Genomic DNA, 23942 nt, shown 5'->3' with positions numbered 1-23942 from the left:
AATGAATATCGGGATTGTCGGTCTTGGATTGATTGGCGGATCAATAGCCAAATCAATCAAACAAAACACGGATCACAAAGTGTTTGGCACAGATATCCAGGAATCGGTGATTTGCCTGGCGAAACTAATGGAGGCAATAGACGAGGTGTTGAGCGACGAGCTCCTGCCGCAATGCGACATGGTTATTGTGGCGCTTTATCCAAATGACACAATCAATTACATACAAGCGCACGCCGGCAGCTTTAAAAAGGGAAGTGTCGTATGTGACTGCTGCGGGGTTAAGCAAATGGTTTGTGACGCCCTGCAGGATCCCGCAGCTAAAAATGATTTTGTCTTTATCGGTTGCCACCCAATGGCCGGCAAGGAATTTTCCGGATTTAAACACTCTTGCACGCGCCTGTTTCATAATGCCTCCATGATTATGACTCCTTACTTCAGCGCAACGCCTCTGGGGCTCATTGAAGCCATGAAAAAATTTTGGCTGAGCCTGGGATTCTCAAACATCACCCTTTGCTCTCCCGCAGAGCATGACCAGATGATCGCATACACCTCCCAATTGGCGCATGTGGTTTCCAGCGCCTATGTCAAAAGCAGCCTGGCGCATAAGCACAAAGGTTTTTCGGCAGGCAGCTACCAGGATATGACCAGAGTGGCAAAGCTGCACGAAAAAATGTGGACCGAGCTTTTCTTTGAGAATAAAGAAAATCTTATAGGCGAGCTTGACGGTTTGATCGAACGGCTTGTCGAGTATAGCGACGCTTTAAAATCCGGCAACCGGGGTAGCGTTGAAAAACTGCTGCAGGACGGAAGAATAATGAAAGAGTCTATCGACTATTCATACGGGATGGGGAGCTTCCATGAAAACAGTGACCGTTAACGCATCCAGGAGTTATGACATTCTTATCGAAAACAAAAGCCTGCATAAGGCAGGAAAGGAAATATTAAAAAGAGTCCCCGCCTGCACGGCTGCGATTGTGACCGACAGTATTGTCGATTCACTATACGCGGAAGCGCTCTGCGAATCTTTGCGGCAGGCAGGTTTTAATGTCGTGAAATTTGTATTACATAACGGAGAAAGCTCGAAAAATCTTGCTGTTTTCGGTCAAATTCTTGAATTTTTCGCGCAGCGGCAGCTGACCAAGACCGATCTTGTCGTGGCTTTGGGGGGCGGGGTGACCGGAGATGTGGCCGGTTTTGCTGCTTCCGTTTACCTGCGCGGGATTCGTCTGGTGCAAATTCCAACCACCTTTTTGGCGGCAATTGACGCCTCGGTTGGCGGTAAAACGGCAATCAATCTCGCCGCAGGCAAAAATCTCGCGGGCACTTTTTACCAACCCAGCTTCGTGCTCTGCGACCCCGCAACCTTTTCCACATTACCGGAGACCGTTTTCGCCGAAGGCGTAGCTGAAGCCATAAAATACGGCGTGATAGCGTCCCCAAAGCTGTTTGACAAACTGGCGGGCGGAAATGCGCATTGTGACCTGGAAGACAGTATTGAACAATGTATCAGCATTAAGCGTGATCTGGTCATGCGGGACGAATTCGATAACGGGGATCGCCAACTGCTCAATTTCGGACACACCATAGGACACGCCGTTGAGCATTGCAGCGGCTATTCAATCACGCACGGCTATGCCGTAGCCATCGGCATGGCGCTTATCAGCGCTGCGGCCTGGCGGCTGGGGCTTTCCGAAACAGACTGTTCCGGGCTCATTAAAGCCTGCCTGGCAGCCAACCATCTGCCTGTTTCCTCTCCTTTTACCGCCGAGCAGCTGGCCGGGGTTGCTTTGCGTGATAAAAAACGTCGCCAGGACAGCATTACCCTTGTCATTCCCCAAAAAATCGGTCAATGTGTTCTCTATAAAATGCCGGTGTCTGCCCTGCCTGATTTCATCCGGCAGGGTATGGGAAAGGAGCCGTAAAATGAACATTCGCATCACGCCGTCGGCTTTGCGGGGCAGGGTTGAAGCAATCCCCTCAAAATCAGACGCCCATCGCATTTTGATTGCAGCTGCTCTGGCAGATCAGCCCACGGTTGTCCGGCTTGGCTCCTCCTCCCGGGATATCCAGGCCACAATGGAATGTGTGAGGTCGCTTGGAGCGAAGATAGATCACGATGCGCCGGGGTTTTTAAATATCTCGCCCGTTTGGGGCAATACTGGTGATTTTGCCAGCCTTGATTGCGGCGAAAGCGGCGCGACACTGCGTTTTCTGCTCCCTGTCGCGGCGGCGCTGGGCGTCCCGGCAACTTTCTCGGGACAGGGCAGACTGCCGCAGCGCCCGCTCCAACCGCTGGTGGAGCAACTGGAAAACCACGGCTGCCATTTTGACAGGGCAGGGCTGCCGCTGACTGTTCGCGGCAGATTGACAGGAGGGCGTTATACCCTGCCCGGCGATGTAAGCTCACAGTTTATCACCGGACTGCTGTTGGCTTTGCCGCTGTTGGAAAAAGACAGCCGCATTGTTCTCGCATCGCAGTTGGAATCAAAAGGGTATGTCCAAATGACCATCGCGACTCTCAAGAAATTCAGCATCGCCATCGAAGAGCATGCGCACGGCTATCAAATCAAAGGCGGACAAAAATACCGCTCGCCTCAACATCTTAGTGTCGAGGGGGATTGGTCCAACGCGGCATTCTGGATTTGCGCAGGTTGCTTGCAAGGCAATGAGATCCTATGCGGCGGCCTTGCGCAAGACTCATGGCAAGGGGATAAAGAGATCATCAACCTGCTGCGCGGTTTTGACGCCAATGTGTCTTTTTTTAAAGATACCGCTTACGCAACCGGAAAACCACTCAAGGCTCTGCGTATTGACGCGGCCGAAATCCCCGATTTAATCCCTGTTATGGCAGTGGTGGCGACAGCGGCAGCCGGAACAACAGTCATCTACAACGCCAAACGCCTGCGGATCAAAGAAAGCGATCGACTTGCGGCAATTGCGCAAAGCCTGTCACAGGTGGGCGCCGATGTTACCGAGAGGGAGGACGCGCTGCTCATCCGCGGGGGCAAACCTTTACGCGGCGGAGTTGTGCAGGGATTTGGAGACCATCGCATCGTGATGTCAATGGCGATCGCTGCAGCGCTTTGCGAAAGCGAGCTGATCATTGAGGGGGCGGAGGCGGTAGATAAATCCTATCCACAATTTTTTGATCACTTCAAAAGGCTTGGAGGAATTGCAGATGTCATTTGATACGATTTCCATCAAGGGGCGACACGACCCTTGTATCGCGCCACGTGCGGTTCCCTGTGTTGAGGCTATAATAGTGATTTAAAACGTGTTGGGAGGCCAAAAAATGGATATCAAAGAATTGAGAGAAGAACTCAGTCAAATTGATTTAGAGTTGGTTCAGTTGTTTACCAAACGGATGGATGCAATCGCCAGGATTTCAAAGTATAAAATACAAAACAATTTTCCTGTTTTAGACAATGAGCGGGAACGCGAGGTTTTAAACCGCGTTGCAGAAATTTCCGGAGAGAAAATGGAAACATATGCAAAGAGGCTGTTTAATACCCTGTTCGACCTGAGCAAAAGCTACCAAAATCAGCTTTTGTCGCACAACTCTCAGCTGGCGCAGGACATTAAAGCAGCGACCTGCGAACTGGCCAGGCAATTTCCTTCAAAAGCAAATGTCGCCTGCCAGGGGACAGAAGGTTCCTATTCCCAACAAGCCTGCGAAAAACTTTTCTCACTACCGACTCTGATGTTTTTTAATGATTTTGAATCTGTTTTCCAGGCAGTAGAAAAAGGGATGTGCGAGTACGGTTTATTACCGGTTGAAAATAGTTTGGCAGGTACGGTGATCGCCGTATATGACTTGATGGAGAAACATAAATTTCATATTGTCCGCAGTATTAGGCTGAGAATTAATCACGCCTTGCTCGCCAAAAAAAGCGTAGTTTTCGATGATATTAAAGAAATTGTTTCGCATGAACAGGCCATCGGCCAATGCAGCGAATTCTTGAAAGCCAACCCGCAAATCAAGGTTACATTGTTCAGCAACACGGCCGCCGCAGCAAAATACGTCGCTGAGTCAAGCCGTTCCGATCTTGCTGCGATATCATCTGAAACCTGTGCAGAGCTTTATGACCTTGACATTTTGACAAACAACGTCCAAAACCGGGATAACAACTATACCCGTTTTATCTGTATCTCCAAAGATATGAAAATCTATCCCGGAGCAAACAAAATCAGCATCTTGCTATCGCTCCCCCATAAGCCGGGATCGCTTTGCACACTGCTTTCAAAATTTTCATCGCTCGGGCTCAATCTGACCAAGCTTGAAAGCCGTCCGGTTATCGGAAAAGATTTTGAGTTCATGTTCTACTTCGATTTCGACGCTTCCATTTACTTGACCGAAACAGTGAATTTGCTCTGTGAGCTGGAAAACAGTCTGAGTAAATTTATTTTTTTGGGGAGTTACAGCGAAATATTTTAAGCAGTCAGGTTTGATTGGGATGAAATCGCATCCGCAGGGCAGTTGCCCATGCCGCCGGCGGCGCCACGTATGATCAAAACACCAGGTGATGTGACTGCGATTTCAATCGCACACGGCGCGCCGGCGCCGGACTTGTGTGGCTGTGTTGCATTTGTACGAATGAACTCGCACCTTTTTTGAGATTCGCTCTGCGGGCTGAACAGCTATACAGTATTTTAAGGGAAGCAAAAGAACCGTCCCCTTGCTTCTTCCCTTGCTTCCTTTTTCTAACCCCGCTGTTTTCTGCCGTAAACCTGGTCCGGGTCGAACATTTTCTCTCCGACTACTGTTACATTACCGTCCTGCTCCACCCGGTAGTGAAAACAGGTGAAATAGCCCTCGTGGCAGGCGGCGCCCTTTTGCTCCACTTTCACCACAAGAGAATCCCGATCGCAGTCGTACAAAATTTCCCGCACCTTCTGGACGTTGCCCGAGGTCTCCCCCTTGTGCCAGAACTCCTGCCGGCTGCGGCTCCAGAACCAGGTCTCACCGGTGGCCAGGGTCTTTGCAACCGCTTCACGGTTCATATAGGCCATCATTAAGACCACGCCGCTGGCCGCGTCCTGGACTATGGCGGGAATCAGTCCCGCCTGATCATATTTTAAGCTGCTTACGTCGAATGACAATCGATCTTCCTGGTTTCTGAAAGCTAAACATATCTGATTTATGCAAGATAATCCAGAAATATTTAGATTTCTCTCCCGCCGACTAACGGGAGGCAGCGTAACAGGATTCAACTGCTGAGCTGCAAGCTTTCGCTTGCATTCCGGGTGGCTTATGCCGCCGTCACCTTTCTGGTATCCGTTCTGCCCGGAAGGGGGTGTTACCCACCGCCTAGTTGTTCTAACCTCTGCGCCCGACTTTCACAGCGTGTCTTTGCGACGCATCATCGGAAGTGACTGCTAAGAAACCTTCTCTCTTTCACTTATATTGACTCAGTATTCATACACCGTTACCACCTCCTGTTACTATACTACTACAGAACAGGTGTTTGCATCAACGGTTTTTGTTATTCTTATCTCAATTTATTCAGTTATTCTGTAGCTGTTTCATTCCTCCATTGCAATAGAATAGGCGCCATTTCAATCGCACAACGGCGCGTTTGCGCCGCACTTGTTGAGGTCAATGTTACATTTGTGCGAATGAATTCGCACCTGCATTCCTCACGTTCTCATTTCCCACGTCCCACGTCTAAATACGCACGGGGATGCCTTGGGAGTGCAGGTATTGCTTGGTTTCCCGGATGGAGTACTCGCCAAAGTGGAAAATTGAAGCGGCCAGGGCGGCGTCGGCTTCTCCTTCAGTCACCCCCGCGGCCACATGCTCGAGATTACCCACTCCGCCGGAGGCAATTACCGGGATATTCAACGCCCTGACAATGGTCCTGGTCAGGGGCAGGTCATAACCGTCCTTGGTCCCGTCCCGGTCCATGCTGGTGAGCATAATTTCCCCCGCGCCCAGTTTTTCCACCCGCCGCGCCCAGGCCACGGCGTCAATACCGGTGGGCGTGCGACCGCCATGTATGTATACTTCCCAGCTTTCCGGCCCGCACTGCCGCGCGTCGATAGCCACCACGATGCACTGGCTGCCAAACCGTGCTGCGGCTTCGGCCACCAATTCCGGCTTCTTAACCGCGGCCGTATTCATCGATACCTTATCGGCCCCGGCACTGAGCATGGCCCGGATATCCTCCAGGGTGCTGATCCCGCCGCCGACGGTAAAAGGAATAAAGACCTCTCCGGCGGTGCGGTAAACCATATCCAGGGTAGTCTTGCGACCATCGGAGGAAGCGGTGATATCAAGGAAAATCAACTCGTCGGCGCCTTCCCGGTCGTAAAAAGCGGCAAGCTCGACGGGATCCCCGGCATCCCGCAAGTTTATGAAATTGGTTCCTTTAACCACCCTGCCGCCGGTGACATCAAGGCAGGGGATGATCCTTTTGAGAAGCATAGCCCTACCCTACTTCCTTTCCTTCCGCCACAGCCAGAGCTTCCCTCAGGTCTATGGCTCCGGAGTAAAGGGCCTTGCCCATGATCACTGCGTCAACACCCAGGCTCTCCATAGCTCGAATTGCCCGCAGGTCATTGAGGGTGGAAACACCGCCGGAAGCAACTACCTTTAAGCCGGTTTCTTTCGCCAACTGTCCGGTCGCCTCGAGGTTGGGTCCCTGCAGCTTTCCGTCCCGCCTGATGTCGGTAAAGACCACACGCTTTACACCCAAATTTTTCATGTCCAGGGCGAGTTCAACTGTTCCTTTTTCAACCGTCAGCCCCCAGCCTTCAATGGCGACCTGCCCGTTGCGCCCGTCGATACCCACCAGGACGGCCTCGCCGTACCTGCCGCAGGCTTCTGACACCAGTTCAGGGTCCACAATGGCTACCGTACCCAGAATAACCCTGGCTACACCCATGCCCAAAAGGCTCTCGATGGTCTCCATGCTGCGAATGCCCCCGCCCACCTGAACGGGAATATCAACAGCGGACAGTATCTCCTTTAAGACGTCAAGGTTTTTGGGAGCGCCGGCAAAAGCGCCGTCCAGGTCCACCACGTGCAGCATACGGGCGCCCTGGTCCTGCCAGAGGGCGGCCATAGCGGACGGGTCATCTGAATAAACGGTTTCCTTATCGAGTCGTCCCTCCACCAGGCGGACGCACTTCCCTTCCCGCAGGTCAATAGCTGGGATCAGCAACATTTTTTAACCATCCTCCCGAAATTTTCTAGGATCCTTAAGCCTATCCCGCTGCTTTTTTCGGGGTGAAACTGGATCCCGTAAACGTTTTCCCTCCCGACGATGGAAGCAAAGCGAACCCCGTATTCGGTCCTGGTCAAGACAACCGCTTGCTCCTCCGGATCAACATAATAGGAGTGCACGAAGTAGAAAGAAGACGCTTGGGGAATACCCTCCAGAAGCGGGTCGGCCCGTTGAATTTCGGCCTGGTTCCACCCCATGTGGGGTACCTTCAACCCGTCCGGCAGGCGCCGGACCCGGCCCCGGAAAATACCCAGCCCCCTGGTCAGGCCCCATTCCTCACTGGCGTCAAAGAGCAGCTGCTGCCCCAGACAGATACCCAGAAAAGGTTTCCCGGCCTCAACCGCCCGGTGGACGGCCTCGTCCATTCCTGACGAACGCAAATTGGTCATAGCGTCGGCAAAGGCCCCCACCCCGGGTAAAACCACCCCGGCGGCCTGGACCACCTGTTGCGGTTTTCCGGTCACGACAGCTTCAACGCCCATTTTCTCAAAGCCCTTCTGGACGCTCCTTAAGTTTCCCATCCCGTAATCAATAATAGCAATCATGTTTCCCCCTGCAATTCTTCCCGGTAGAGGACACGGAAATATAAGACCGTAACCAATCAAAAACGGCGATCGTACCGGCGCCATTCCCGGCCAGGCATTTACTTCACAATACCCTGGTTAACCCCACTTTTTGATCTTTAGGGCAATACGTCTTAAAGTTCACCCTTGGTGGAGGGAATGCCCCCGCCGACATAGGTAGTGGCGTCCTTAAGAACACGGGCCAAGCCCTTAAAAATGGCCTCAATGATGTGGTGGGTGTTGGTCCCCGCCAGAAGCCGGATATGCAGTGTGAATTCACCGCTGACGGCCAGAGCCCTGAAAAATTCCTGAACCAGCTCGGTTTCAAATTCTCCTACCCGCGCCGCCGGCATGGGCGCGTCAAAGGCCAGAAAACCCCGCCCGGAAAGGTCCACGGCAACCATGGCCAGCGCCTCATCCATGGGAATTATGGCATAGCCGTAGCGTTTTATGCCGTGTTTTTCACCCAGAGCCCGCTTGATGGCCAAACCCAGGCAGAGTCCCACGTCCTCAACGGTATGGTGACCATCCACCGCCAGGTCGCCACGTGCGGTCAACTCCATGTTAAACGAGGAGTGCTTGCAGAATAGCTCCAGCATGTGGTCAAAGAACGGCTGTCCCGTATTGACGAAGTAAACCCCTTCGCCGTCCAGGCTGAAAGAAATGTTGACTTCCGTTTCCAGCGTTTTGCGGTTGACTAAACTCTCGCGTGGTTCGGACATTTGTATCACCTCTTTATCTTATTAACAGCCTCTTTTAAGGAAGCAGGGGGAGGAAGCAGGGGGACGGTTCTTTTGCTTCCTTGAAAATAACTGTACAGCTGTTCAGCCCACAGAGCGAATCCCCGTTAGCCACACAAGTCCGGCGCGAGCGCCGTTGTACGATTGAAATCGCACCTACACCCCTTATCCAGCCAGGATTTCCCGCATACCGGCAAGGAATGTTGTGTTCTCCTCCGGCTTACCCACTGAAACCCTGAGACAGCGGGGAAGGCTAGGGCTGTCCACATTGCGCACCAGCACACCTCGTTCAAGCAGCCCCTGGTAAACCTGGGCGGCCGGCAGGGCAGTCCTGAATAAAATAAAGTTGGCCTCAGTAGGAAAGGTCTCCACACCTGGGACAGCCGAGAGCTCGGCATGCAGGCGGTCTCTTTCCTTTAAGATGGTCCCGATCCTTTCCCGGAAAGGATCGAGGTTTTTCATGACCACCCGCGCGGCAATCTGGGAAAAAGCGTTTAAATTGAAAGGTTGTTTCACCCTCAACAACTCATTAATAATCGAAGCGCCGGCCAGGAGGTAGCCTACCCTCAGCCCGGCCAGGCCGAAGGCCTTGGAAAAAGTCTTTAGTATGATTAAATTCGGATAGCGGCTTAAGAGCGGTATGCAGGACTCCCCGCCAAATTCCCCGTAGGCTTCGTCAACCACCACTAGCGCGCCGGTGCTTGCCAGGATGGCCTCAATCTCCTGCCGCGGGGTGGCGGTCCCGGTCGGGTTGTTCGGTGTGCAGATGACAACCAGTTTCACCTCCGGCTCAGCCGCGGCCTTTTGCATCGCCGCCACATCAAGGCGGAAGTCGCTTCGCCGGGGAACGTCCAGCCTGGTCGAGGAGGCGATTTGTCCCTGTATCCCGTACATCACAAAGGAAGGCGAGGCCACGACAAATTTCGCCCCGGTACCGAAAGTCAGCATCAAGTCCAGAATAAGTTCATCTGAACCATTGCCTACCATAATGTTTTCCGGGTTTACTCCGGTGTAAGCAGCCAGGCTCTCCCGCAATTCCACGGCCATTGGATCGGGGTAGCGGCTGAAACCGGCCGACGCCGTTTCCCGGTAAATCTCCTTCATCACAGCTTGCGGAAATGGATACGGGTTTTCGTTGGCGTCAAGTTTAAGCACAGACGGGTAGTAAGGCGCTTGATAGGGAAGCAGGCCTTTTAATTCTTCCCGTACCAGTGACGCCGCGTTAAATACAGTAGTCATTCTATGAACAGCCTGGTTTCTGAAAGCTAAACAAATCTGATTTATACAAGATAATCCAGATTGATTAACTTTCTCTCCCGCCGACTAACGGGAGGCAGTGTCACAGGATTCAACTGCTTAGCTGCAAGCTTTCGCTTGCATTCCGGGTGGCTTATGCCGCCGTCACCTTTCTGGTATCCGTCCTGCCCGGAAGGGGGTGTTACCCACCGCCTGGTTGTTCTAACCTCCGCGCCCGACTTTCACAGCGTGTCTTTGCGACGCGTCATCGGAAGTGACTGCTAAGAAACCTTTTTCCTTTCACTTATACTGGCTCAGTATTCATACACCGTTACCACCTCCTGTTACTATACCACCATAGAACAGGTGTTCGTATCAACGGTTTTTGTTAATCTTCCCTCAATTTGGTATTCTGTAGCTGTTTAAAACCTCCTCTTTCTTTCGAACAATTTTTCATCCTGATCCTTACCGCGTTGGCATGGGCGGAGAGTCCTTCCACACCGGCGAGATTGATTACGTCGGCCCCTACCTGTTCCAGAGCAGGCTCATTATAAGCAATCAAGCTGGTCCTTTTCAAAAAGGCATCGACACCCAGTGGCGAGTAGAACCTTGCCGTACCGCCGGTCGGCAGGATATGGTTGGGTCCGGCCAGGTAATCCCCCACCGGCTCAGGCGAGTAATGTCCCATAAATACAGCGCCGGCATTTTCCACCTTGAAAAGCCAGCGGAAGGGTTCGGCCAGCATTAACTCCAGGTGTTCCGGCGCAGCCTGGTTGGCCAGGTCAAAAGCCTGGTCAATATCACCCGTGATTACAATCGCCCCATAGTCAGCAAGGGAATGCGTGATGATTTCGTAGCGTCCGAGCCGGCCGGCCTGCCCGGCCACCTGCTCCTGGACTTTGCCCGCCAGTTCGCGGCTGGGGGTGAGCAATATGGCGGAGGCCCTTTCATCGTGTTCCGCCTGGGACAAAAGGTCTGCGGCGACATAGCCCGGATCTGCCGTTTCGTCGGCAATGATCAGCACCTCGCTGGGTCCGGCCAGCATATCGATATCCACCTGGCCGTAGACCTGCTGTTTGGCCAATGTAACGTAAATATTTCCGGGGCCTGTGATCTTGTCGACTCTTGGAATGGATGCCGTGCCGTAAGCCAGGGCCGCCACTGCCTGGGCGCCACCGGCTTTGTATATTTCGCTTATACCCACCTCGGCAGCCGCCACAAGAGTATAGGGGTTCATTGAACCGTCGGAAGCGGGGGGCGAAACCATGGCAATTTCCCGCACACCGGCAACTTTGGCCGGTATTGCGTTCATCAGCACCGAGGAAGGATAGGACGCCTTGCCGCCCGGCACGTAAATCCCGACCCGGCGCAACGGTCTGACCAACTGTCCCAGAATAGCCCCATTTTCATCAGTTTTGAACCAGGAATTGGCCTGCTGTTTTTGATGATAGGCGGTAATGTTTTTGATTGCCAGGCGGAGGGAACTCAGAAAATTTTCCTCCACCAGGCCGTACGCAGCCTTAATTTCTTCATCATTAACCCTTAGCTGGTCCGGTCGCAGTTCAGGCCCGCCAAAGCGGGCGGTTAACGCGCACACTGCAGCGTCACCGTCACCTCGCACAGCTGAGAGGACTTCCGCGACCACAGCCGCTGTTGCACTTTGGTCAAGGGCTTTTCTGCGCAGTATTTTTTCGAGAACCGGTTCATCAGCTTCAAAAATTTTAATCAACGGTTCCAATTTTCTTCACTCCCAGAAAACAAACGAATGGTTTAAAGTGGTTACATCATCTACCGGCGCTTCATCAGATTCATTATTTTTCATCATCCATTATTGGCTCCGCAACAGTCGCTTTTTCTAACCGACTATCCAGGGAAGCTTTGCCGGATGTTGAGGCAAGTCTTTCCAGAATCAGTTTATAACCGTCCGCACCGTAGTTGAGAGATCTCTTTACTCTGCTGATAGTGGCCGTGCTGGCGCCGGTACGACTGGCTATATCGCCGTAAGTATGGTTATTCTGCAGCATTTTGGCGACTTCCAGGCGCTGGGCCAACGACCTGAGTTCTGCAACAGTACAGACGTCTTCAAAAAATTGGTAGCATTCATCCGTGTTTCGTAAAAGCAGCACTGCCTCAAAAAGCCTGTCCAAAAGCTCATCTCTAAGTCTTCCTGCGTACACAGCTACAACCCCCTGGGCTGATAATCTGTTTCTTTAATATTTTAATACGTTAAAGAGGAAAAATCAAGACAAAAAAAGGCGCTTTTGGTTAACTAACAGCAGGCGTTGCAGCCTGTGAGGATGTTAGGGTTCCGCAGTGCCATTTGTATATAATGATTAACGGTTGCGCAAATGCGCCAAACCATGGTTCCATCAGCTATCTATGAGAGCTCTCTCGCTATTTTAAACGCTCCAGCGCCTTGCGCCCCACGTCATGCCGGTAGTGCATGCCGTCGAAATGGATTTTTTCCACTGCCGCGTAAGCCCGTTCGATAGCCGAAGGGATGTCCGAACCGGCTGCCGTCACACCCAGCACCCGCCCCCCGGCGGTAACAATGTCCCCGTCCTTCGCGGCGGTGCCGGCGTGGAAGACGAGCACTTCCCCGCCTGGGTTTTCCAAACCTTTGATGACTTTTCCCTTTTCGTAAGAACCGGGATAGCCTCCCGAGGCCAACACTACGCACACTGCGGCCTGTTCCTTCCACTTGATTTCGATTTGGCCCAGGCGCTTTTCCAGGATGGCCTCGATAATATCAACCAGATCAGTCTCCAACAGCATCAGGACCGGCTGCGCTTCCGGGTCGCCAAAACGCGCGTTAAATTCCAGTACTTTCGGTCCGTTTTCATCAACCATCAGCCCGGCGTAGATAACACCGCGGTAGGTCCGGCCCTCATTGTTCATAGCCTGGACCATGGGAATTAATATTTCCTCCATGGTTTTCCTGTGCACATCGGCAGTATAAACCGGAGCCGGGGCATAGGCTCCCATACCGCCGGTGTTCGGCCCCTCGTCGTTGTCATAGGCGCGCTTGTGGTCCTGCGAGGCAATCATGGGCACTACGCTGACCCCATCAGTGAAAGCCAGGATGCTGACCTCTTCCCCTGACAGGCGCTCCTCCACGACCAGACGCTCCCCGGCCGCCCCAAAGTCTTTGTCCATCATAATCGAACGCACCGCATCGAGCGCGCTTTCCTCATCAAGGGCCACGATTACTCCCTTGCCGGCGGCCAGGCCGTCAGCCTTGACCACACAGGGAGCGCCGGTTCGTTTGATGTAAGAAGCGGCTTCAGCGGGGTCGGTAAAAACAGCGTAAGAAGCCGTGGGGATACCGTACCTGGCCATAATCTCCTTGGACAGCACCTTGCTGCCCTCAATCTCAGCCGCTGCCTGTGAGGGCCCGAAGATTTTCAGCCCTGCCGCCTCAAACCGGTCGACAATACCTGCGTTGAGCGGCGCTTCCGGTCCTACCACAGTAAGGCCAATTTCGTTTTTAAGAGCGAAATTCAACAGCCCCTGTACATCCTCAGCTTTTATATGAATACAGTCAGCGTCCCGGGCTATGCCTGCGTTGCCCGGAGCACAGTAAACTTTAGTCACGCGGGGGCTTTGCTTCAGCTTCCACACCAGGGCGTGTTCACGTCCGCCGCCACCCACAACCAAAACCCTCATACACTACCCTCCCAATTCGTACATAAACATCGAAAGGCCGGTTAGATACTAAAATTTTAAACCGTTTAGGAAGCAGTCGCAGGCCGTAGGGCGCAGGGCGTAGGTTTAAGCATTTCTTTGGGGTTGACACGGGAAGCAGGGGGACGGTTCTTTTGCTTCCGAATTCGGAAGCAAAAGAACCGTCCCCCTGCTTCCTTCGGCTGCTTTATCTTACACAACAACCAACGTAACAAACTAACCCTGCAGCCCATTCTTTTTACGCCTTACGCCCTACGGCCTGCGACATCATTCATCCTGCTAGTGTTTGAAGTGTCTCATGCCTGTGAACACCATGGCCATACCGGCCTCATCACATGCTTTGATCGACTCCTCGTCACGGATGGAGCCGCCCGGCTGAATGATGGCGGTGATGCCGGCGCGGGCTGCTTCAAGCACGGTATCGTTGAAGGGGAAGAAGGCGTCCGAGCCCAATACGGCCCCCGCAGCCTTTTCCCCGGCCTGGTTGATGGCTATTTTGGCCGAACCCACCCGGTTCATCTGGCCCGCTCCCACACCGATGAGCTGGCGTTCCTTGGTCAGCACGATGGCGTTGGACTTGACGTGCTTGACCAGGGTCATGGCAAAAATGAGCTCGTCCATTTCATTCTGCGTCGGGGTCCTTTTGGTAACTACTTTCAACTCAGGCAGCTTAAGTACCTCACGGTCGAATTCCTGCACCAGGAGACCGCCGTTTACCTTCCTCATATCCAGGCGGTCGTTGGTTTGGATGGTTAAGTCGCCGGTTGAAAGCAGCCTTAAGTTCGCCTTCTTCTTCAGAATCTCAAGAGCTTGATCTTCGTACCCCGGCGCAATAATCGCTTCCACGAATAGTTTGGCCATCTCCTGTGCGGTGGGGGCGTCCACCACCCGGTTTAGCGCTATTATGCCCCCAAACGCCGACACCGGGTCACCTTCCAGAGCCTTAAGGTAAGCATCTGTCAGTTGTGCCGAAACAGCACAGCCGCAGGGGTTGTTGTGCTTGACAATAACCGCGGCCGGCTCTATAAATTCTCTTACCAGCTCAAAAGCCGAGTTGATATCCAGGATATTGTTATACGACAGTTCCTTGCCCGCAAGCTGAACAGCATTGCCGACGCAGGGCCCGGTCACGGCCGGGTCGCGGTAGAAGGCAGCCTGCTGGTGGGGATTTTCTCCGTAGCGCAGGACCTGGACCCGTTTGAGCGAGAGATCCATGGTCGGCGGAAATTGCTCCGCGCCCTCACCTATCCCGGAGAGGTAAGCCGTGATAGCTGCATCGTAAGATGCAGTATGGGCAAAAGCCTCACGGGCCAGGGCCATCCTCAGCTCCCGCCCGGCTTCACCCTTGCGCAGGGCTTCCAGCACCTCATGATAGCGTTCCGGGTTGACGATGACCAGCACATTTTCGTAGTTCTTGGCTGCGGAACGGACCATGGTGGGACCGCCGATATCAATATTCTCAATGGCTTCCGCCAGGGTTACCCCGGGCTTGGCGATGGTCTCGCGGAAGGGATAAAGGTTTACCGCCACCAGGTCGATGGGGGTAATGTTATGCTTTGCCAACTGGCCCAGGTGATCAGGATTTCTTAAAGCCAGGATGCCGCCGTGCACGGTGGGGTGCAGGGTCTTGACCCGGCCGTCCAATATTTCCGGGAACCCTGTGACGTCGGAGATATATGTAACAGGCACACCCGCCTCACGCAGGGCTTTAGCCGTGCCCCCGGTGGAAACAATCTCCACACCCAGTTCCACCAGCCCGCGGGAAAACTCAATTACACCAGCTTTGTTCGATACGCTGATTAAAGCACGTTGAAGAGCCAAGTTATTTACCTCCTATGATTTATTTTACTCACGTATACTTTCCTGCCTTCAATCCTCAGCCGTCCCTCCGCATAGAGCCGGATAGCTTCCGGGTAAATCTTATGTTCCTGCTCCAAAATACGGGCGGACAAGTCATCGGCCGTATCTTCATCGTAAACCGGAACCACAGCCTGGAGAATAATCGGCCCGGTATCCATGCCCTCGTCAACAAAATGGACGGTACAGCCGCTGAATTTGACCCCGTAGGCCCAGGCCTGTTCCTGGCCATGCAACCCCGGAAAGGACGGCAGGAGCGCCGGGTGGATGTTCATAACCCTGTTCGGAAAAGCTGCCAGGAGTACCTTGCCTACAATTCTCATATAACCGGCGAGACAGACCAGTTCCACTCCATGCTGCTGCAAAAGTTCGACAATTGACCTTTCATACGCATCCTTGGATGGGAAATCACTGTAATTAATGTGTCCGGCCGGGATACCCGCCATCCTCGCCCGCTCCAGCGCATAGGCATCTTTTTTGTCGCTGATGACCACGGCTACCGCGGCGTTTATTTTCCCGGCAGCAGCCTGGTCCATGATGGACTGGAGGTTTGAGCCCCGGCCGGAGGCCAGAACGCCCAGGCGTAGCTTGCTCACTTGATCCCCTCCTTAGCCAAGCCCAATTTTCACATTTTCACACTTCACTTGACCACTACAATGCCGCTCAAAAGGAAGCAAGGGGACGGTTCTTTTGCTTCCTTGAAAAATAACTGTACAGCTGTTCAGCCCATAGAGCGCCCCCCAAATATAGCTGCGAATTCATTGCTACCTTTCCACATAAGCCCGGCGCGAGCGCCGTGCGCTGCTGAAATCGCGCCTGCATCGCCTGGTTTTCACTCTCTGCTGCGCCGTGATCGCGACTCCCTGTGCGGGCGCAAATCAAGGCGTGTTTAGGTGTAAGTTACTTCCCGTTTGCCTTCCACCACTTCGCCGATCAGGTAGCTTGTCTCGCCCCTGGCGGACAGGTCAGCCATTACGGCGCCTGCCTCCGCACGGGCAACCACCGCCACCAGGCCGACACCCATGTTAAAAGTCCGCAGCATCTCGCTTGCCGCAATATTACCCGTCTCTTGAATCAGGTTAAACACCGGGGGCACGGGCCAGGTGCCTAAACGAAACTCGACCCCGGTACCTTCCGGCAGAGCGCGTGGCACGTTTTCCGTCAGGCCGCCTCCGGTAATGTGGGCCAACCCCTTCATTTTAAACCGATCCAGTAAAGGCAGGATAGCTTTCACATAAATCCTGGTGGGCTCGAGCATTTCCTCACCCACGGTCCGCCCCAGTTGTTCCAAATATGTATCAACACCGTACCCGGCGACCTCCAGCAGGACTTTACGGGCCAGAGAGTAGCCGTTGCTGTGCAGCCCGCTTGAAGGCAGGCCGATTACCAGATCCCCCGGCACAATATCCCGGCCGTCGATAATCCTGCTCCGTTCCACCACTCCTACGGCGAAACCAGCTATATCGTATTCCTCCGGTCCATAAAAACCAGGCATCTCGGCGGTCTCCCCGCCGATTAAAGCGCAACCGGCCTGGCGGCAGCCCTCAGCCACGCCGCCCACGATAGCGGCCACCTGTTCCGGCGACAACCGGCCGACTGCCAGGTAATCAAGGAAAAAGAGCGGCTCCGCCCCCTGCGCCAGGATATCGTTGACACACATGGCCACCGCATCTATGCCTACTGAATCATGCCTGCCTGTCAACATGGCCACCCGCAGCTTGGTACCGACGCCATCCGTACCGGAAACCAGCACCGGCTCCCGGTACCTGTCCTTATTGAGGGCAAAAAAACCGCCAAAGCCGCCGATATCGGCCAAGACCTCAGGTCTGAAAGTGCTGCGCACGGTGTCTTTCATCAGGTGGACCGCCTTGTTGCCGGCTTCAATATCCACCCCGGCATCGGCATAAGTGAGGCCCTTCTTCTTTTCGGTCATGTATACCTCCGTATTTAGACGTGAGTCGTTGGACGTTGGACGCAGGCAAAAAAATACTTTGTTTGAAAATAAGTTAAAGGTTGTATATTATTGTCGCAAGGCGTAGGGCAAACCTAATATGAGAATCTTATGTCACAATATCGTTGAGTTTAGTCCCGTCATGCAGCTAGCCTTTAGAAATAGTTTCAAGTACCTGCCGGGCATCATCCGCACCAAGCTGCTGCCGGCATGTTCAGCCCCTGTACTTAGCCGCACCCGTGCTCCTCCTCGAATACCAGCTTGCCCTGCAGGTTGGGATCGGGCACATAGGTGGGGTAGTCCCCGCTGAAGCAGGCAGTGCAGAAGTTGCCCCGCGCTTCACCGAATATTCCCAGCAGGCCCTCCTGGCTCAGGTAATGCAAGCCGTCGGCGCTGATATACTCCCTGATCTCCTCAACCGTTTTGTGGGCGGCAATCAGTTCACTGAGGGAGGTATCTATGCCGTAATAGCAAGGCAGCTTGGTAGGAGGAGAACTCAGGCAGAAATGGACCTCCCTGGCGCCGCACTCCCGTACCATGCTCACGATTTTGCCGCTGGTGGTGCCGCGTACGATGGAGTCGTCAATCAGTACCACCCGCTTACCCTGCAGTATATGCCGGACCGGGTTCAGTTTAAGCCTGACTCCCAATTCCCTGATATCCTGCGTAGGCTGAATAAAGGTGCGGCCGACATAGCGGTTCTTCATCAGCCCCTCCTCAAAGGGTATGCCGGATTCCCAGGCAAAGCCTCTGGCGGCGATCGTCCCCGAATCCGGCACCGGTATCACCAGGTCCGCTTCAACCGGATATTCCCTGGCCAATTGGCGACCCATCTCGTACCGGACACGGTTAACGTTGAACCCGTCGATGCGGCTGTCGGGACGGGCAAAGTAAATGTATTCAAAGATACAGTGCGCTTTCCGGCGGGGAACCTGCAGTGACTGAAGCGATTGCAGACCGTCCTCGTCAATCACGACGATTTCGCCCGGCTCCAGGTCCCGTACAAATTCAGCTCCGATGGTATCCAGAGCGCAGGATTCCGAGGCCAAAATATAAGCGTCGCCTTTGCGTCCCAGGCACAGCGGGCGGAAGCCGAAGGGATCGCGTATGCCAATCAGTTTGTTTTCCGTCAGGACCAGGAGTGAGTAGGCTCCTTTGAGATCGATCATGGACTTGACGATGGCCTCAACCAGGCTGTTCTGACTGTAACGGGCAATCAGGTTGACAATGACTTCGCTGTCGGTGGTAGATTGGAAGACCGAGCCGGTCGAGGACAATTGCCGGCGCAGTTCGGCAATATTGGAGATGTTGCCGTTATGGGACAGGCCAATCATCCCGCGGGAATAATTGAAAACCAGAGGCTGGGCGTTGGCCGGGTTATTAGAGCCGGTAGTGGAGTAGCGTACGTGTCCTATCGCCAAGTGCCCCTGGAAGCTGCCCAGTTTCTCGTCGTTGAAGACATCTGAAACCAACCCCATACCCTTAGCCAGTCGAATCTTGCTGCCGTTGCCGACAGCTATCCCGGCGCTCTCCTGGCCGCGGTGCTGCAGGGCGTAAAGACCATAGTAGGTAAGCCTGGCTACGTCAAAGCCCGGCCCGTAGATACCGAAAATACCGCATTCTTCCCGCGGCTTGTCAACCACCGGCAAGACCTCATCGTATCCATTTCCAAAATCCCCGGCCATTTTGCTCCTCCATTCCCACATCTCTATATTTTCTCTTCTCTAAAACCTTGTTAACGATATGGGAAGTTTAACTAAAACTCTTCCCGGTCAGCCGTTTAAAAACCTCTTCGTAAGCTCCTTCAACATTGCCCAGGTCGCGGCGGAAGCGGTCCTTGTCCAGCTTTTCGCGGGTGTGTTTATCCCAGAAACGGCAGGTATCAGGAGAAATCTCGTCGCCCAGGATAACCGCACCTTTGTGTATACCAAATTCAAGTTTAAAGTCTACCAGATCGATATTTTTGTCTGCCAGGTATTCGAGCATGATACTGTTTACAGCCAGGGCAATATCCCGGATCCGCTCCATTTGTTCAGGAGAAGCCAGGCCAAGCGCCCTGATATGGTAGTCGTTGATCATGGGGTCGCCCAGTTCATCGCTCTTGTAGTAATACTCAAGAACCGGTGAGGACAGGACGGTCCCTTCCGCCAGTCCCAGGCGCTTGGCCAAGCTGCCGGCGGCAATATTGCGGACCACAACCTCCACCGGTACTATTTCCAGTGTTTTAACCAGCATCTCCCGGTCGCTGACCAGTTCTACAAAGTGGGTAGGTATCCCCCGCTCTTCCAGCATGCGGAAAAACACTCCCGAGATCTGGTTGTTAAGCACGCCTTTATTTTGTATGGTCCCTTTTTTGGCGCCGTTAAAGGCAGTGGCGTCGTCCTTGTACTCCACCAGGTATAAATCCGGATCATCTGTGCGGTAAACCCGCTTGGCCTTTCCTTCGTAAAGTCGTTCAAGTTGACGAGGCACTTGTCAAACCTCCCGCATCTTAATTTTTGAAAATAACGGAAGCAGGGGGACGGTTCTTTTGCTTCCTTGAAAATAACCGTACATCTGTTTAGCTCGCAGCGCGAATTCATTCGCACAAATGTCATGCAGGTCCGGCACCAGCGCGCCGTGTGCGGTTTGAAATCGCCCTTGCATCGCCTGGTGCTTTCATGATACGTTCGCCGACGGGGCCCGTGGGCAACCCATTTCATCCGCTGCTGCGGGAACCACGACGGTGTTATGTGAACTACAGGCCGAACCTGCTGTATATTAAATCAACATTTTTCAGGTGGTAGTTATAGTCAAAGAGTTCATCAACCTCCTGAGGAGTGAGGAGCGAAGCAACATCACCATCCTTCAGCAGCAGGCTGCGGAAGCTCTCTCCGGTGCGCCAGGACTGCATAGCGTTGCGCTGCACCAGCTCGTAAGCACGCTCCCTGGTCAGGCCTTTCTCTTCCACCAGGGCCAACAGCACCCGCTGAGAAAAAATCAAGCCATGGGTGCGATCAATATTCTTCAACATGTTTTCCGGGTAAACCTGCAGGTTGGTGATAATGTCGGTGAGCTTGGCCAGCATGTAGTCCAGAGTAATCGTAGAGTCGGGGACAATGACCCGCTCTACCGAGGAATGAGAGATATCACGTTCGTTCCACAGGGCCACGTTTTCCATGGCGGCCAAAGCGTTGCCGCGCAGGAGGCGGGCCAGCCCGGAGATACGCTCGCCGGTAATGGGATTGCGCTTGTGCGGCATGGCCGAGGACCCTTTCTGACCCTTCTTGAACTGCTCCTCAACCTCAAGGATGTCCGTACGCTGGAGGCTGCGCAGTTCGGTGGCGAACTTGTCCAGGGAACTGCCGATAACCGCGATCGTGGTCAAATACTCGGCGTGCCGGTCGCGCTGCAGCACCTGGGTACTCACTTTGGCCGGCGCCAGGCCAAGCCTGGCGCAGACATGCGCCTCTACACGCGGGTTAATGTTGGCGTAGGTCCCCACCGCTCCGGAGATTTTACCCACGCTGATAATCTCCACCGCCCGCTCCATTCTCTGGATACAGCGTTCTACCTCGTCTACCCAGAGCAACATTTTTAAACCAAAGGTGATGGGCTCGGCGTGGATGCCGTGGGTACGGCCGATCATCACGGTGTTGCGGTGCTCCACGGCTTTTTCCAAAAGAGCTTCCTTCAGCTTTTCCAATCTTACCAGCAGATATCGCCCGGCCTCTTTCATCAGGACAGCCATAGCCGTGTCCAAAACGTCCGAGGAAGTCAGGCCGAGGTGGATGTACTTGCCGGCTTCGCCCACATACTCAGCCACGTTGGTGGTAAAGGCAATGATATCATGGTTGGTCACAGCTTCAATTTCGGCAATACGCTGTACATCAAAATTCGCTTTTTCCTTGATTTCAGCCAGCGCCGCCGGCGGCACCTGACCCAGCTCGGCCAAAGCTTCACAGGCATAAATTTCAACGTCCAGCCACTTGCGGAATTTGTTTTCCTCGGACCAGACAGCCTTCATTTCAGGCAGAGTGTATCTTTCGATCATTGTTAATCCTCCATACTCAACAGCTTTTATGCCTTATTTTCTCGACCGTTCCAGATACCCGTCGATGCCCAGTTCATTTAAAAGGGCGTCTTTTTCAGTGACCTGTCTGGCCAGCTTATCCTTAAAAGCCGTTACCCTGTCTCTCACTGCAGAGTCCGTCGCGCCAATGATTTGGGCGGCAAGGATACCGGCGTTCTTGGCCCCGTTGATAGCCACGGTGGCTACCGGAATACCGGAAGGCATTTGGACAGTGGCATAGAGAGCGTCAACCCCGCTAAGAGGACCCGACTGCAGGGGAACGCCGATAACCGGTAGAGGAGTATGGGCCGCTATTACGCCCGCCAGGTGGGCAGCCTGGCCGGCCCCGGCGATGATTACCGCAAGGCCCCGCTCCACAGCTGTCCTGGCGTATGCGGCGGTCTTGTCCGGAACCCGGTGGGCGGAGGATATGACCACTTCACAGGGAATTCCCAATTCCTCCAGCACATCGGAGGCCGCTCTCATTACCGGCAGGTCGGAATCACTGCCCATGACTATGCCAACCAGGATTTTTGACATTTTTAGTTTCTCTCCCTTTGGTAATACATTCATACCAAACACCATATCATTTGGCCTGATCATATTATTAATATCAAGTAGTATCCCAATCCCCAAAAAACATAAGCCCGGACGAATAGGATTTCGAGTGAAACCTACCCGCCTGGGCTTTTCTCCCTGATCGGTGTAACCATAAGGAAATGGCTGCAGACACAAACCGAATACCGGCCAATTTCCATCAGGCCTGTGCCGCTTGGACCGAACTGCCTTCCCTAAAGGCTGAAGACATGGAACCCTAGGCACACTTTCTCCCCGTTTGTGGTTCTAAGTTATACAAAACAATATGCCCGTATGCAAAACGGGCTGGATTTATTACAGCCTTATATTAACAAGTTTATAGAAGAATTTCAACATCAAAAACCCTTTTATTTTAAGTTTATGTACATTTCATACTGTATTTCTATTGGCTTGTTGTCCAAATAACGGGGATAAAGCTACAGGAATTTTTTCCGGTGAGCCGTCATATCCCTTAATTGCCACGGGAATACCTTCCAGCACCACAGCCAAACCGGAAAGATGAAGGTTCTAATGGGGTATGCTCTTTTGTATGATACATACATATTTTATATAGATATACAAAGTAGTTCCACCCGCCGCCAGCGCGGCGCTCCGCGCCATGAAAACACCAGGCAGGCGGCATGGGGGCTAATGTAACTTCTTTGCGATTGAATTCGCCCCTGCATTTTGGGGGATTCGCTCTGAGCCGTAAAGCTATTTTCAGGGAAGCAAAAGAACCGTCCCCCTGCTTCCCGTCCCCCTGCTTCCGTATTTAAACGAGGTCTGCGAGGTGGATATATATGTCCCGTCCACTGTACCACTGGCAACAACAGGCCAACCCGGCCGAACCTTTTTGGCCGGAGCAGGCCGGTCCACCACAAGAGGTCAGCCTAAAACCTTACCCCAATGTCCCCCAAAACATCCTGGATACTGCGATCCTGGAGGAAATGCATAAGAGTCAAATCGTCGGAGTTTCCGCAGCCTTTGTCAAGGACGGCGGGGTGGTCTGGGCCAATGGCTATGGGTGGGCTGATTTAGAGAAAAGCCGCCCGGCAGGCCCCGATACTATCTACAGGATAGCCTCGGTTTCCAAAACAATTACCGCTACCGCACTGATGCAGCTCTGGGAGTCGGGTCTCTTCCGCCTCGACAGCGATATCAGCAGTTGCCTGGGCTACCCGGTTAGAAACCCGCATTATCCTGATGATAAAATTACGTTCCACATGCTCTTAACCCATACCTCCAGCATCCTGGATACCGGCGGATATGCGGCGGCTTTAAGTTCACCCAACCCACCTCCCTTAAGGGAACTCCTGGTCCCCGGCAGTGAGGCTTACAGCAGTTTGACCTGGGGCGACTACCGGCCGGGCGCCCGTTTCAACTACTCCAATTTCGGCGCCGGCATCATCGGCGCTCTGGTGGAAATGCTCTCAGGGGAACGTTTCGACCGGTATGCCATAAACCACATTTTTAAGCCGCTGGGGATGGATGCCAGCTATGTGCCGGCCGATATCGTCAATCACCAAAAAATCGCCGTTCTTTATGAAACGAGCGGAGACGACAGGTTTTACCCGGCCTGCGATTACTATCCGGAAGGCCAGAGGCCATCCAGAAGGACATATCAACACCCTTTGGGGAACTTCTATATCGGCCCGGCGGGGGCGGTCAGGACAAGTGTGCTTGACCTGGCCAAGTTCACGATTGCTCATATGAACGGGGGAGTTTATGGCGGTGTCCGTATTCTAAGTAGAGCTGCTGTTGATCTGATGCACCAGATACATTGGTGCGGTTTCGGGTTGGCAGGGTTCTTCAGGCAGATGGGTCTAATGTTCCACATCACCGACGCCCTGGCGGGCAGGAGGCTGACCGGGCACGCCGGGGATGCCTGCGGCCTGGTCAGCGACATGTATTTTGACCGCGACGAAAACAACGGGGTTATTTTCGTGACCAACGGCGGTTGTTATGAGTTTTTAAAGAGCGGGTATAAAAACATCGAAGAGAGTGTAATCAACCGGATTTACGCACAGTTCGCCGGCCCGCCCGGACCGGCCCCATAAG

The 23942-nt window shown here is 53.5% G+C and carries 23 protein-coding genes; 6 read left to right on the top strand and 17 right to left on the bottom strand.

The window, feature by feature from the left end:
• Position 1: 1 nt before the first annotated feature.
• Genes Psch_RS16850 through Psch_RS16830 form a run of 5 tightly spaced genes read left to right on the top strand, consistent with a single transcriptional unit; the run spans position 2 to position 4435 of the window.
• On the top strand, positions 2 to 877 hold the full coding sequence (locus tag Psch_RS16850) for a prephenate dehydrogenase (RefSeq protein WP_134217963.1): 876 nt from the start codon (positions 2 to 4) through the stop codon (positions 875 to 877).
• The gene (gene aroB / locus Psch_RS16845; RefSeq protein WP_190258995.1) at positions 858 to 1922 is read left to right on the top strand and encodes a 3-dehydroquinate synthase; all 1065 of its coding nucleotides are present in this window, start codon (positions 858 to 860) and stop codon (positions 1920 to 1922) included. Before Psch_RS16850 ends, aroB begins: the two co-directional genes overlap by 20 nt.
• 1 nt (position 1923) lies before the next feature.
• Positions 1924 to 3189, top strand: coding sequence for a 3-phosphoshikimate 1-carboxyvinyltransferase (aroA, locus tag Psch_RS16840; RefSeq protein WP_134217965.1), 1266 nt, complete (start codon positions 1924 to 1926; stop codon positions 3187 to 3189).
• Positions 3179 to 3271, top strand: a complete 93-nt coding sequence (locus tag Psch_RS21745; RefSeq protein WP_134217966.1) for a chorismate synthase — start codon at positions 3179 to 3181, stop codon at positions 3269 to 3271. Before aroA ends, Psch_RS21745 begins: the two co-directional genes overlap by 11 nt.
• A 21-nt stretch (positions 3272 to 3292) precedes the next feature.
• On the top strand, positions 3293 to 4435 hold the full coding sequence (locus tag Psch_RS16830; RefSeq protein ID WP_134217967.1) for a bifunctional chorismate mutase/prephenate dehydratase: 1143 nt from the start codon (positions 3293 to 3295) through the stop codon (positions 4433 to 4435).
• A 266-nt stretch (positions 4436 to 4701) separates the two neighbouring features.
• Here the strand turns inward: Psch_RS16830 and hisI are convergent, their stop codons facing one another.
• The 17 genes from hisI to purE all read right to left on the bottom strand — a co-directional run bounded on the left by hisI (position 4702) and on the right by purE (position 21848).
• The gene (gene hisI, locus Psch_RS16825; RefSeq protein WP_134217968.1) at positions 4702 to 5100 is read right to left on the bottom strand and encodes a phosphoribosyl-AMP cyclohydrolase; all 399 of its coding nucleotides are present in this window, start codon (positions 5098 to 5100) and stop codon (positions 4702 to 4704) included.
• A 565-nt stretch (positions 5101 to 5665) separates the two neighbouring features.
• A complete protein-coding gene (hisF, locus tag Psch_RS16820; protein WP_190258994.1) occupies positions 5666 to 6424 on the bottom strand; it encodes an imidazole glycerol phosphate synthase subunit HisF in 759 nt (252 codons plus the stop codon).
• A 4-nt stretch (positions 6425 to 6428) separates the two neighbouring features.
• Positions 6429 to 7166: a 1-(5-phosphoribosyl)-5-[(5-phosphoribosylamino)methylideneamino]imidazole-4-carboxamide isomerase gene (gene hisA, locus Psch_RS16815; RefSeq protein ID WP_134217970.1), complete on the bottom strand. Its 738-nt coding sequence runs from the start codon at positions 7164 to 7166 to the stop codon at positions 6429 to 6431.
• Positions 7157 to 7771, bottom strand: coding sequence for an imidazole glycerol phosphate synthase subunit HisH (gene hisH / locus Psch_RS16810; protein ID WP_134217971.1), 615 nt, complete (start codon positions 7769 to 7771; stop codon positions 7157 to 7159). The genes hisA and hisH overlap by 10 nt, the downstream gene beginning before the upstream one ends.
• Before the next feature lie 152 nt (positions 7772 to 7923).
• Complete coding sequence (hisB, locus tag Psch_RS16805) at positions 7924 to 8511, bottom strand: imidazoleglycerol-phosphate dehydratase HisB (protein WP_190258993.1); 588 nt, start codon at positions 8509 to 8511, stop codon at positions 7924 to 7926.
• A gap of 183 nt (positions 8512 to 8694) precedes the next feature.
• Entirely contained in the window at positions 8695 to 9768 is a 1074-nt protein-coding gene (gene hisC, locus Psch_RS16800) for a histidinol-phosphate transaminase (RefSeq protein WP_134217973.1), read from the bottom strand.
• Positions 9769 to 10153: 385 nt separating this feature from the next.
• The gene (gene hisD, locus Psch_RS16795) at positions 10154 to 11494 is read right to left on the bottom strand and encodes a histidinol dehydrogenase (protein ID WP_134218019.1); all 1341 of its coding nucleotides are present in this window, start codon (positions 11492 to 11494) and stop codon (positions 10154 to 10156) included.
• Positions 11495 to 11576: 82 nt separating this feature from the next.
• Positions 11577 to 11942, bottom strand: coding sequence for a YerC/YecD family TrpR-related protein (locus Psch_RS16790; protein ID WP_134217974.1), 366 nt, complete (start codon positions 11940 to 11942; stop codon positions 11577 to 11579).
• A 217-nt stretch (positions 11943 to 12159) separates the two neighbouring features.
• Complete coding sequence (gene purD, locus Psch_RS16785) at positions 12160 to 13431, bottom strand: phosphoribosylamine--glycine ligase (RefSeq protein ID WP_190258992.1); 1272 nt, start codon at positions 13429 to 13431, stop codon at positions 12160 to 12162.
• A gap of 297 nt (positions 13432 to 13728) precedes the next feature.
• Positions 13729 to 15270, bottom strand: coding sequence for a bifunctional phosphoribosylaminoimidazolecarboxamide formyltransferase/IMP cyclohydrolase (gene purH / locus Psch_RS16780; RefSeq protein WP_190258991.1), 1542 nt, complete (start codon positions 15268 to 15270; stop codon positions 13729 to 13731).
• Positions 15271 to 15275: 5 nt separating this feature from the next.
• Positions 15276 to 15902 carry a phosphoribosylglycinamide formyltransferase gene (gene purN, locus Psch_RS16775; protein ID WP_190258990.1) on the bottom strand — a complete coding sequence of 209 codons (627 nt, stop codon included), beginning with the start codon at positions 15900 to 15902 and terminating at the stop codon, positions 15276 to 15278.
• 293 nt (positions 15903 to 16195) lie between these two features.
• Positions 16196 to 17239, bottom strand: coding sequence for a phosphoribosylformylglycinamidine cyclo-ligase (purM, locus tag Psch_RS16770; protein ID WP_134217978.1), 1044 nt, complete (start codon positions 17237 to 17239; stop codon positions 16196 to 16198).
• 132 nt (positions 17240 to 17371) lie between these two features.
• Positions 17372 to 17494 carry a hypothetical protein gene (locus Psch_RS21475; RefSeq protein ID WP_282432478.1) on the bottom strand — a complete coding sequence of 41 codons (123 nt, stop codon included), beginning with the start codon at positions 17492 to 17494 and terminating at the stop codon, positions 17372 to 17374.
• Positions 17485 to 18942, bottom strand: a complete 1458-nt coding sequence (gene purF / locus Psch_RS16765; RefSeq protein ID WP_134217979.1) for an amidophosphoribosyltransferase — start codon at positions 18940 to 18942, stop codon at positions 17485 to 17487. Before purF ends, Psch_RS21475 begins: the two co-directional genes overlap by 10 nt.
• Positions 18943 to 19009: 67 nt before the next feature.
• Positions 19010 to 19729 (bottom strand): phosphoribosylaminoimidazolesuccinocarboxamide synthase, encoded by a 720-nt coding sequence (gene purC / locus Psch_RS16760; protein WP_134217980.1) that lies wholly within the window; start codon positions 19727 to 19729, stop codon positions 19010 to 19012.
• Between the two features lie 265 nt (positions 19730 to 19994).
• Positions 19995 to 21290 carry an adenylosuccinate lyase gene (gene purB / locus Psch_RS16755; protein WP_134217981.1) on the bottom strand — a complete coding sequence of 432 codons (1296 nt, stop codon included), beginning with the start codon at positions 21288 to 21290 and terminating at the stop codon, positions 19995 to 19997.
• A gap of 33 nt (positions 21291 to 21323) precedes the next feature.
• Complete coding sequence (gene purE / locus Psch_RS16750) at positions 21324 to 21848, bottom strand: 5-(carboxyamino)imidazole ribonucleotide mutase (RefSeq protein WP_134217982.1); 525 nt, start codon at positions 21846 to 21848, stop codon at positions 21324 to 21326.
• An 836-nt stretch (positions 21849 to 22684) separates the two neighbouring features.
• Between purE and Psch_RS16745 the strand changes: the two genes are divergently transcribed.
• Positions 22685 to 23941 (top strand): serine hydrolase domain-containing protein, encoded by a 1257-nt coding sequence (locus tag Psch_RS16745; protein ID WP_190258989.1) that lies wholly within the window; start codon positions 22685 to 22687, stop codon positions 23939 to 23941.
• The last annotated feature ends 1 nt before the right edge of the window (position 23942 follow it).

The sequence above is a fragment of the Pelotomaculum schinkii genome, from assembly GCF_004369205.1.
Classification (GTDB): domain Bacteria; phylum Bacillota; class Desulfotomaculia; order Desulfotomaculales; family Pelotomaculaceae; genus Pelotomaculum_C; species Pelotomaculum_C schinkii.
The sequence above is the reverse complement of the archived record's forward strand: the minus strand, read 5'-3'. Positions and strand labels throughout refer to the sequence as shown.